Here is a 9,903-nt window from a genome sequence, read left to right on the forward strand (position 1 = left end):
GGTAGCGGCGTAAAAATCGCGGAAGGGATGAAAAAAACAGCGCCTGACGGCGCTGTGTCTGGCATGCCTGCAATCCGGGAAACCGGACCAGGAAAAAACTTGCAGGCCATAACAGTATCTACGTGAATTCTGCAATATATTGAATCTGCATGCTTTTGTAGGCCGGATAAGGCGTTCACGCCGCATCCGGCATTGACTACAAACTTAACGCTGCTCGTAGCGTTTAAACACCAGTTCGCCATTGCTGGAGGAAGCTTCATCAAAGAAGTAACCTTCGCTATTAAAACCAGTCAGTTGCTCTGGTTTGGTCAGCCGATTTTCAATAATAAAACGACTCATCAGACCGCGTGCTTTCTTAGCGTAGAAGCTGATTATCTTAAATTTGCCGTTCTTCTCATCGAGGAACACCGGCTTGATAATCTCGGCATTCAATTTCTTCGGCTTCACCGATTTAAAATACTCATCTGACGCCAGATTAATCACCACATTATCGCCTTGTGCTGCGAGCGCCTCGTTCAGCTTGTTGGTGATGATATCTCCCCAGAATTGATACAGATCTTTCCCTCGGGCATTCTCAAGACGGATCCCCATTTCCAGACGATAAGGCTGCATTAAATCGAGCGGGCGCAGTACGCCATACAAGCCGGAAAGCATTCGCAAATGCTGTTGGGCAAAATCGAAATCGTCTTCGCTGAAGGTTTCGGCCTGCAAGCCGGTGTAGACATCACCTTTAAACGCCAGAATCGCCTGGCGGGCATTCTCCGGCGTGAAATCTGGCTGCCAGTCATGAAAGCGAGCGGCGTTGATACCCGCCAGTTTGTCGCTGATGCGCATCAGCGTGCTAATCTGCGGAGGCGTCAGTTTCCGCGCTTCATGGATCAACTGCTGGGAATTGTCTAACAGCTCCGGCAGCGTATAGCGCGTGGTGGTCAACGGGCTTTGGTAATCAAGCGTTTTCGCAGGTGAAATAAGAATCAGCATATCCAGTCCTTGCAGGAAATTTATGCCGACTTTAGCAAAAAAAGAGAATGAGTTGATCGATAGTTGTGATTACTCCTGCGAAACATCATCCCACGCGTCCGGAGAAAGCTGGCGACCGATATCCGGATAACGCAACGGATCAAACACCGGGCGCACGCCGAGTTTACGCTGGCGTAGATAATCACTGGCAATGGTATGAACCACAGGCGAGAGCAGTAAAATGGCGGTCAAATTGGTAATAGCCATGCAGGCCATTATGATATCTGCCAGTTGCCACATCAGCGGAAGGCTTAGCAAGGTGCCGCCGATGACCGTTGCGAAGGTGCAGATCCGCAAACACCAGATCGCTTTAGGGTTGTTCAGGCGTAAAAAGAAGAGATTGTTTTCGGCATAAATGTAGTTGGCAACGATGGCGCTGAAGGCAAACAGAATAACCACGAGGGTAACAAACTCAGCACCCCAGGAACCCATTAGCACCCGCATCGCCTTCTGGATAAGCTGAATACCTTCCAGCGGCATGTAGGTTGTGTCGTTACCCGCCAGTAATATCAGCATGGCGCTTGCCGTACAGATGACCAGGGTGTCGATAAAAATGCCAATCATCTGGACAATCCCTTGCGCTGCCGGATGCGGAGGCCAGGACGCCGCTGCCGCTGCCGCGTTTGGCGTCGAACCCATTCCCGCCTCATTGGAAAACATACTGCGCTGAAAACCGTTAGTAATCGCCTGGCTTAAGGTATATCCCGCCGCGCCGCCTGCCGCTTCCTGCCAGCCAAAAGCACTCTCAAAAATAGACCAAATGACGTGGGGAAGTTGCCCGATATTTATTACGCAAATCACCATGCTGGTCAGCACCCAGATTATCGCCATCAACGGGACAAACCCCTGCATGAGCCGGGCGACGCCATGAAGACCGCGAGTGATTGCCAGCAGAGCAAAGACAGCGAGAATAATGCCTGTCACCAGCGGAGGAAAATCAAAAGAAAAACTTAGGGCGCGGGCAACGGCGTTCGCCTGAACTCCGCTGAAAATTATGCCATAGGCGATGAGCAAAAAGACGGCGAACAGAACGCCCATCCAACGCATCCCCAGCCCGCGCGCCATATACCATGCCGGTCCGCCACGAAACTGTCCATTGACGTCACGTTCTTTATAAAGTTGTGCCAGAGAACATTCGGCAAACGAGGTCGCCATGCCGATAAACGCGGCAACCCACATCCAAAAGACGGCTCCAGGTCCACCGGCGGTAATTGCCAGCGCAACGCCGGCCAGGTTGCCGCTACCCACGCGCGCCGCAAGACTGGTACACAATGACTGAAATGAGGTTAAACCGCCTGGCTGTGGATGAATGCTATTTTTAAGACTTTTGCCAAACTGGCGGATGTAGCGAAACTGCACAAATCCGGTGCGAAAAGTGAACCAACAACCTGCGCCGAAGAGCAGGTAAATCATTACCGATCCCCAAAGGACGCTGTTAATAAAGGAGAAAAAATCTGGCATGCATATCCCTCTTATTGCCGGTCGCGATGACTTTCCTGTGTAAACGTTACCAATTGTTTAAGAAGTATATACGCTACGAGGTACTTGATAACTTCTGCGTAGCATACATGAGGTTTTGTATAAAAATGGCGGGCGATATCAACGCAGTGTCAGAAATCCGAAACAGTCTCGCCTGGCGATAACCGTCTTGTCGGCGGTTGCGCTGACGTTGCGTCGTGATATCATCAGGGCAGACCGGTTACATCCCCCTAACAAGCTGTTTAAAGAGAAATACTATCATGACGGACAAATTGACCTCCCTTCGTCAGTACACCACCGTAGTGGCCGACACTGGGGACATCGCGGCAATGAAGCTGTATCAACCGCAGGATGCCACAACCAACCCTTCTCTCATTCTTAACGCAGCGCAGATTCCGGAATACCGTAAGTTGATTGATGATGCTGTCGCCTGGGCGAAACAGCAGAGCAACGATCGCGCGCAGCAGATCGTGGACGCGACCGACAAACTGGCAGTAAATATTGGTCTGGAAATCCTGAAACTGGTTCCGGGCCGTATCTCAACTGAAGTTGATGCGCGTCTTTCCTATGACACCGAAGCGTCAATTGCGAAAGCAAAACGCCTGATCAAACTCTACAACGATGCTGGTATTAGCAACGATCGTATTCTGATCAAACTGGCTTCTACCTGGCAGGGTATCCGTGCTGCAGAACAGCTGGAAAAAGAAGGCATCAACTGTAACCTGACCCTGCTGTTCTCCTTCGCTCAGGCTCGTGCTTGTGCGGAAGCAGGCGTGTTCCTGATCTCGCCATTTGTTGGCCGTATTCTTGACTGGTACAAAGCGAATACTGATAAGAAAGAGTACGCTCCGGCAGAAGATCCGGGCGTGGTTTCTGTATCTGAAATCTACCAGTACTACAAAGAGCACGGTTATGAAACCGTGGTTATGGGCGCAAGCTTCCGTAACATCGGCGAAATTCTGGAACTGGCAGGCTGCGACCGTCTTACCATCGCACCTACACTGCTGAAAGAGCTGGCTGAGAGCGAAGGGGCTATCGAACGTAAACTGTCTTACACCGGCGAAGTGAAAGCGCGTCCGGCGCGTATCACTGAGTCCGAGTTCCTGTGGCAGCACAACCAGGATCCAATGGCAGTAGATAAACTGGCGGAAGGTATCCGTAAGTTTGCTATTGACCAGGAAAAACTGGAAAAAATGATCGGCGATCTGCTGTAATCATTCTTAGCGTGACCGGGAAGTCGGTCACGCTACCTCTTCTGAAGCCTGTCTGTCACTCCCTTCGCAGTGTATCATTCTGTTTAACGAGACTGTTTAAACGGAAAAATCTTGATGAATACTTTACGTATTGGCTTAGTTTCCATCTCTGATCGCGCATCCAGCGGCGTTTATCAGGATAAAGGCATCCCTGCGCTGGAAGAATGGCTGACATCGGCGCTAACCACGCCGTTTGAACTGGAAACCCGCTTAATCCCCGATGAGCAGGCGATCATCGAGCAAACGTTGTGTGAGCTAGTGGATGAAATGAGTTGCCATCTGGTGCTCACCACGGGCGGAACTGGCCCGGCGCGTCGTGACGTAACGCCCGATGCGACGCTGGCAGTAGCGGACCGCGAGATGCCTGGCTTTGGTGAACAGATGCGCCAGATAAGCCTGCATTTTGTACCAACTGCGATCCTTTCGCGTCAGGTTGGTGTGATTCGCAAACAGGCGCTGATCCTTAACTTACCCGGTCAGCCGAAGTCTATTAAAGAGACGCTGGAAGGTGTGAAGGACGCTGCGGGTAACGTTGTGGTACACGGTATTTTTGCCAGCGTACCGTACTGCATTCACTTGCTGGAAGGGCCATACGTTGAAACGGCACCGGAAGTGGTTGCAGCATTCAGACCGAAGAGTGCAAGACGCGACGTTAGCGAATAAAAAAATCCCCCCGAGCGGGGGGATCTCAAAACAATTAGTGGGATTCACCAATCGGCAGAACGGTGCGACCAAACTGCTCGTTCAGTACTTCACCCATCGCCAGATAGATTGCGCTGGCACCGCAGATCAGCCCAATCCAGCCGGCAAAGTGGATGATTGCGGCGTTACCGGCAATGTTACCGATCGCCAGCAGGGCAAACAGCACGGTCAGGCTAAAGAAAACGAATTGCAGAACGCGTGCGCCTTTCAGCGTGCCGAAGAACATAAACAGCGTAAATACGCCCCACAGACCCAGGTAGACACCAAGGAACTGTGCATTTGGCGCATCGGTCAGACCCAGTTTCGGCATCAGCAGAATCGCAACCAGCGTCAGCCAGAAAGAACCGTAAGAGGTGAATGCGGTTAAACCGAAAGTGTTGCCTTTTTTGTACTCCAGCAGACCAGCAAAAATTTGCGCGATGCCGCCGTAGAAAATGCCCATGGCAAGAATAATACCGTCCAGAGCGAAATAACCCACGTTGTGCAGGTTAAGCAGAATGGTGGTCATGCCGAAGCCCATCAGGCCCAGCGGTGCCGGATTAGCCAACTTAGTGTTGCCCATAATTCCTCAAAAATCATCATCGAATGAATGGTGAAATAATTTCCCTGAATAACTGTAGTGTTTTCAGGGCGCGGCATAATAATCAGCCAGTGGGGCAGTGTCTACGATCTTTTGAGGGGAAAATGAAAATTTTCCCCGGTTTACGGTATCAGACCTGAGTGGCGCTAACCATCCGGCGCAGGCAGGCGATTTGCAGTACGGCTGGAATCGTCACGCGATAGGCGCTGCCGCTGACCGCTTTAACCCCATTTAGTGCCGCACCTACAGGGCCTCCCAGCCCCGCGCCGCGCAGCAAACCATGCCCAAGTACGCTCATTGCTGCGTGGGTGCGTAAAATGCGGGTCAGTTGGCTGGAAAGCAAATGCGACACGCCTTTTGCCAATAATTTGTCTTTCATCAGCAGCGGCAGCAGCTCTTCCAGCTCATTCACCCTCGCATCGACCGCGTGCAGAAACTCCTGTTTATGTTCCTCGTCCATATTCTTCCAGGTGTTACGCAGAAATTGTTCCAGTAACTGTTGCTCAATCTCAAACGTAGACATCTCTTTGTCGGCTTTCAGCTTCAATCGTTTTGAAACATCGAGCAAAATGGCCCGATACAATTTACCGTGTCCGCGCAGTTTGTTGGCGATACTATCGCCACCAAAATGCTGTAATTCTCCAGCAATCAGCTGCCAGTTGCGGCGATGTTGCTCGGGATGCCCTTCCATCGATTTAAACAGTTCGTTGCGCATCAGTACGCTGGAGAGGCGAGTTTTGCCTTTTTCATTATGGGTGAGCAATCGGGCGAAATTTGCCAACTGTTCCTCACTGCAATGCTGGAGAAAATCCAGATCTGAATCATTCAGGTAATTAACATTCATTTTTTGTGGCTTCTATATTCTGGCGTTAGTCGTCGCCGATAATTTTCAGCGTGGCCATATCCGATGAGTTCACCGTATGACCGGAAAAGGTGATTTTTGAGACGCAGCGTTTATTGTCGTTATCGCTGTTAATGTTGATCCAGTCAGTGGTTTGCCCTTCTTTTATTTCTGAAGGAATATTCAGGCTCTGACTGGCGCTACGGGCGGCTTTGAAATAAACCGATGCACCGCTTAACTGTAAATCGCCATGGTCGGCAGAGAGTTGTATGCGTTTAACAATTCGGCAAACAGGAAGTTTCAGCGCCAGATCGTTGGTTTCGTTACGTGGCATCGCAATGACGCCGAGGATTTTATGGTCGTTTGCCTGCGCCGTGCAGCACAGCATCAGACTAATCGCCAGGCTGGCGGAAATCGTAAAAACGGATTTCATAAGGATTCTCTTAGTGGGGAGAGGTAGGGGGATGGATACCCACTAGTTTACTGCTGATAAAGAGAAGATTCAGGTGCGTAATGTTTTCTTTTTATTACAATTTTTTGATGAATGTCTTGGCTGCGATTCATTCTTTATATGAATAAAATTGCTGTCAGTTTCACGTCTTGTCCTGCTATATCGCGAAATTTCTGCGCAAAAGCACAAAAAATTTTTGCATCTCCCCCTTGATGACGTGGGTTACGACCCCATTTAGTAGTCAACCGCAGTGAGTGAGTCTGCAAAAAAATGAAATTGGGCAGTTGAAACCAGACGTTTCGCCCCTATTACAGACTCACAACCACATGATGACCGAATATATAGTGGAGACGTTTAGATGGGTAAAATAATTGGTATCGACCTGGGTACTACCAACTCTTGTGTAGCGATTATGGATGGCACCACTCCTCGCGTGCTGGAGAACGCCGAAGGCGATCGCACCACGCCTTCTATCATTGCCTATACCCAGGATGGTGAAACTCTGGTTGGTCAGCCGGCTAAACGTCAGGCAGTGACGAACCCGCAAAACACCCTGTTTGCGATTAAACGCCTGATTGGCCGCCGCTTCCAGGACGAAGAAGTACAGCGTGATGTTTCCATCATGCCGTTCAAAATTATTGCTGCTGATAACGGCGACGCATGGGTCGAAGTTAAAGGCCAGAAAATGGCACCGCCGCAGATCTCTGCTGAAGTGCTGAAAAAAATGAAGAAAACCGCTGAAGATTACTTGGGTGAACCGGTAACTGAAGCTGTTATCACCGTACCGGCATACTTTAACGATGCTCAGCGTCAGGCAACCAAAGACGCAGGCCGTATCGCTGGTCTGGAAGTAAAACGTATCATCAACGAACCGACCGCAGCTGCGCTGGCTTACGGTCTGGACAAAGGTACTGGCAACCGTACTATCGCGGTTTATGACCTGGGTGGTGGTACTTTCGATATTTCTATTATCGAAATCGACGAAGTTGACGGCGAAAAAACCTTCGAAGTTCTGGCTACCAACGGTGATACCCACCTGGGTGGTGAAGACTTCGACAGCCGTCTGATCAACTACCTGGTTGAAGAATTCAAGAAAGATCAGGGCATTGACCTGCGCAACGATCCGCTGGCAATGCAGCGCCTGAAAGAAGCGGCAGAAAAAGCGAAAATCGAACTGTCTTCCGCTCAGCAGACCGACGTTAACCTGCCGTACATCACTGCAGATGCGACCGGTCCGAAACACATGAACATCAAAGTGACTCGTGCGAAACTGGAAAGCCTGGTTGAAGATCTGGTAAACCGTTCCATTGAGCCGCTGAAAGTTGCACTGCAGGACGCTGGCCTGTCCGTATCTGATATCGACGACGTTATCCTCGTTGGTGGTCAGACTCGTATGCCAATGGTTCAGAAGAAAGTTGCTGAGTTCTTTGGTAAAGAGCCGCGTAAAGACGTTAACCCGGACGAAGCTGTAGCAATCGGTGCTGCTGTTCAGGGTGGTGTTCTGACTGGTGACGTGAAAGACGTACTGCTGCTGGACGTTACCCCGCTGTCTCTGGGTATCGAAACCATGGGCGGTGTGATGACGACGCTGATCGCGAAAAACACCACTATCCCGACCAAGCATAGCCAGGTGTTCTCTACCGCTGAAGACAACCAGTCTGCGGTAACCATCCATGTGCTGCAGGGTGAACGTAAACGTGCGGCTGATAACAAATCTCTGGGTCAGTTCAACCTGGATGGTATCAACCCGGCACCGCGCGGCATGCCGCAGATCGAAGTTACCTTCGATATCGATGCTGACGGTATCCTGCACGTTTCCGCGAAAGATAAAAACAGCGGTAAAGAGCAGAAGATCACCATCAAGGCTTCTTCTGGTCTGAACGAAGATGAAATCCAGAAAATGGTACGCGACGCAGAAGCTAACGCCGAAGCTGACCGTAAGTTTGAAGAGCTGGTACAGACTCGCAACCAGGGCGACCATCTGCTGCACAGCACCCGTAAGCAGGTTGAAGAAGCAGGCGACAAACTGCCGGCTGACGACAAAACTGCTATCGAGTCTGCACTGACTGCACTGGAAACTGCTCTGAAAGGTGAAGACAAAGCCTCTATCGAAGCGAAAATGCAGGAGCTGGCACAGGTTTCCCAGAAACTGATGGAAATCGCCCAGCAGCAACATGCCCAGCAGCAGACTGCCGGTGCTGATGCTTCTGCAAACAACGCGAAAGATGACGATGTTGTCGACGCTGAATTTGAGGAAGTCAAAGACAAAAAATAATCGCCCTATAAACGGGTAATTATACTGACACGGGCGAAGGGGAATTTCCTCTCCGCCCGTGCATTCATCTAGGGGCAATTTAAAAAAGATGGCTAAGCAAGATTATTACGAGATTTTAGGCGTTTCCAAAACAGCGGAAGAGCGTGAAATCAAAAAGGCCTACAAACGCCTGGCCATGAAATACCACCCGGACCGTAACCAGGGTGACAAAGAGGCCGAGGCGAAATTTAAAGAGATCAAGGAAGCTTATGAAGTTCTGACCGACTCGCAAAAACGTGCGGCATACGATCAGTATGGTCATGCTGCGTTTGAGCAAGGCGGTATGGGCGGCGGCGGTTTTGGCGGCGGCGCAGACTTCAGCGATATTTTTGGTGACGTTTTCGGCGATATTTTTGGCGGCGGACGTGGTCGTCAACGTGCGGCGCGCGGTGCTGATTTACGCTATAACATGGAGCTCACCCTCGAAGAAGCTGTACGTGGCGTGACCAAAGAGATCCGCATTCCGACTCTGGAAGAGTGTGACGTTTGCCACGGTAGCGGTGCAAAACCAGGTACACAGCCGCAGACCTGTCCGACCTGTCATGGTTCTGGTCAGGTGCAGATGCGTCAGGGATTCTTCGCTGTACAGCAGACCTGTCCACACTGTCAGGGCCGCGGTACGCTGATCAAAGATCCGTGCAACAAATGTCATGGTCATGGTCGTGTTGAGCGCAGCAAAACGCTGTCCGTTAAAATCCCGGCAGGGGTGGACACTGGAGACCGCATCCGTCTTGCGGGCGAAGGTGAAGCGGGCGAGCATGGCGCACCGGCAGGCGATCTGTACGTTCAGGTTCAGGTTAAACAGCACCCGATTTTCGAGCGTGAAGGCAACAACCTCTATTGCGAAGTCCCGATCAACTTCGCTATGGCGGCGCTGGGTGGCGAAATCGAAGTACCGACCCTTGATGGTCGCGTCAAACTGAAAGTGCCTGGCGAAACCCAGACCGGTAAGCTTTTCCGTATGCGCGGTAAAGGCGTCAAGTCTGTCCGCGGTGGCGCACAGGGTGATTTGCTGTGCCGCGTTGTCGTCGAAACACCGGTAGGCCTGAACGAGAAGCAGAAACAGCTGCTGCAAGAGCTGCAAGAAAGCTTCGGTGGCCCAACCGGTGAGCACAACAGCCCGCGCTCAAAGAGCTTCTTTGATGGTGTGAAGAAGTTTTTTGACGACCTGACCCGCTAACCTCCCCAAAAGCCTGCCCGTGGGCAGGCCTGGGTAAAAATAGGGTGCGTTGAAGATATGCGAGCACCTGTAAAGTGGCGGGG

Annotated in this window: 9 protein-coding genes; 4 read left to right on the forward strand and 5 right to left on the reverse strand. The window is 51.1% G+C overall.

Features of this window, described 5'->3' with window-relative positions:
• Positions 1-204: 204 nt before the first annotated feature.
• Positions 205-981 (reverse strand): peroxide stress protein YaaA, encoded by a 777-nt coding sequence (yaaA, locus tag E0D98_RS18115; RefSeq protein ID WP_000906203.1) that lies wholly within the window; start codon positions 979-981, stop codon positions 205-207.
• 69 nt (positions 982-1,050) lie between these two features.
• The gene (locus E0D98_RS18120; RefSeq protein WP_047086643.1) at positions 1,051-2,481 is read right to left on the reverse strand and encodes a sodium:alanine symporter family protein; all 1,431 of its coding nucleotides are present in this window, start codon (positions 2,479-2,481) and stop codon (positions 1,051-1,053) included.
• A gap of 278 nt (positions 2,482-2,759) precedes the next feature.
• Here E0D98_RS18120 and tal point away from each other — a divergent pair, with 278 nt between their 5' ends.
• Positions 2,760-3,713: a transaldolase gene (gene tal, locus E0D98_RS18125; RefSeq protein WP_000130189.1), complete on the forward strand. Its 954-nt coding sequence runs from the start codon at positions 2,760-2,762 to the stop codon at positions 3,711-3,713.
• Between the two features lie 114 nt (positions 3,714-3,827).
• On the forward strand, positions 3,828-4,415 hold the full coding sequence (gene mog, locus E0D98_RS18130; protein WP_001094680.1) for a molybdopterin adenylyltransferase: 588 nt from the start codon (positions 3,828-3,830) through the stop codon (positions 4,413-4,415).
• Between the two features lie 34 nt (positions 4,416-4,449).
• Here mog and satP read toward each other — a convergent pair whose 3' ends face one another.
• The 3 genes from satP to E0D98_RS18145 all read right to left on the reverse strand — a co-directional run bounded on the left by satP (position 4,450) and on the right by E0D98_RS18145 (position 6,308).
• Complete coding sequence (gene satP / locus E0D98_RS18135; RefSeq protein WP_000528538.1) at positions 4,450-5,016, reverse strand: acetate uptake transporter; 567 nt, start codon at positions 5,014-5,016, stop codon at positions 4,450-4,452.
• 148 nt (positions 5,017-5,164) lie between these two features.
• A complete protein-coding gene (gene msyB, locus E0D98_RS18140) occupies positions 5,165-5,878 on the reverse strand; it encodes an acidic protein MsyB (protein ID WP_001102383.1) in 714 nt (237 codons plus the stop codon).
• Between the two features lie 25 nt (positions 5,879-5,903).
• Positions 5,904-6,308 (reverse strand): DUF2541 family protein, encoded by a 405-nt coding sequence (locus tag E0D98_RS18145; RefSeq protein ID WP_000843559.1) that lies wholly within the window; start codon positions 6,306-6,308, stop codon positions 5,904-5,906.
• Positions 6,309-6,684: 376 nt separating this feature from the next.
• On the opposite strand from E0D98_RS18145, the gene dnaK reads away from it, so the two are divergent.
• Positions 6,685-8,601, forward strand: coding sequence for a molecular chaperone DnaK (dnaK, locus tag E0D98_RS18150; protein ID WP_000516140.1), 1,917 nt, complete (start codon positions 6,685-6,687; stop codon positions 8,599-8,601).
• 88 nt (positions 8,602-8,689) lie between these two features.
• On the forward strand, positions 8,690-9,820 hold the full coding sequence (gene dnaJ, locus E0D98_RS18155) for a molecular chaperone DnaJ (RefSeq protein WP_001118464.1): 1,131 nt from the start codon (positions 8,690-8,692) through the stop codon (positions 9,818-9,820).
• The last annotated feature ends 83 nt before the right edge of the window (positions 9,821-9,903 follow it).

Origin of the sequence: Escherichia sp. KCJ4928 (assembly GCF_004352695.1) — a bacterium.
Classification (GTDB): Bacteria; Pseudomonadota; Gammaproteobacteria; order Enterobacterales; family Enterobacteriaceae; genus ECMA0423.

Excerpts from the sequence above, each read along its gene's own strand:
- yaaA (WP_000906203.1), bottom strand. The coding sequence starts at position 981 with ATGCTGATTCTTATTTCACCTGCGAAAACGCTTGATTACCAAAGCCCG.
- E0D98_RS18120 (WP_047086643.1), bottom strand. The coding sequence starts at position 2,481 with ATGCCAGATTTTTTCTCCTTTATTAACAGCGTCCTTTGGGGATCGGTA.
- tal (WP_000130189.1), top strand. The coding sequence starts at position 2,760 with ATGACGGACAAATTGACCTCCCTTCGTCAGTACACCACCGTAGTGGCC.
- mog (WP_001094680.1), top strand. The coding sequence starts at position 3,828 with ATGAATACTTTACGTATTGGCTTAGTTTCCATCTCTGATCGCGCATCC.
- satP (WP_000528538.1), bottom strand. The coding sequence starts at position 5,016 with ATGGGCAACACTAAGTTGGCTAATCCGGCACCGCTGGGCCTGATGGGC.
- msyB (WP_001102383.1), bottom strand. The coding sequence starts at position 5,878 with ATGAATGTTAATTACCTGAATGATTCAGATCTGGATTTTCTCCAGCAT.
- E0D98_RS18145 (WP_000843559.1), bottom strand. The coding sequence starts at position 6,308 with ATGAAATCCGTTTTTACGATTTCCGCCAGCCTGGCGATTAGTCTGATG.
- dnaK (WP_000516140.1), top strand. The coding sequence starts at position 6,685 with ATGGGTAAAATAATTGGTATCGACCTGGGTACTACCAACTCTTGTGTA.
- dnaJ (WP_001118464.1), top strand. The coding sequence starts at position 8,690 with ATGGCTAAGCAAGATTATTACGAGATTTTAGGCGTTTCCAAAACAGCG.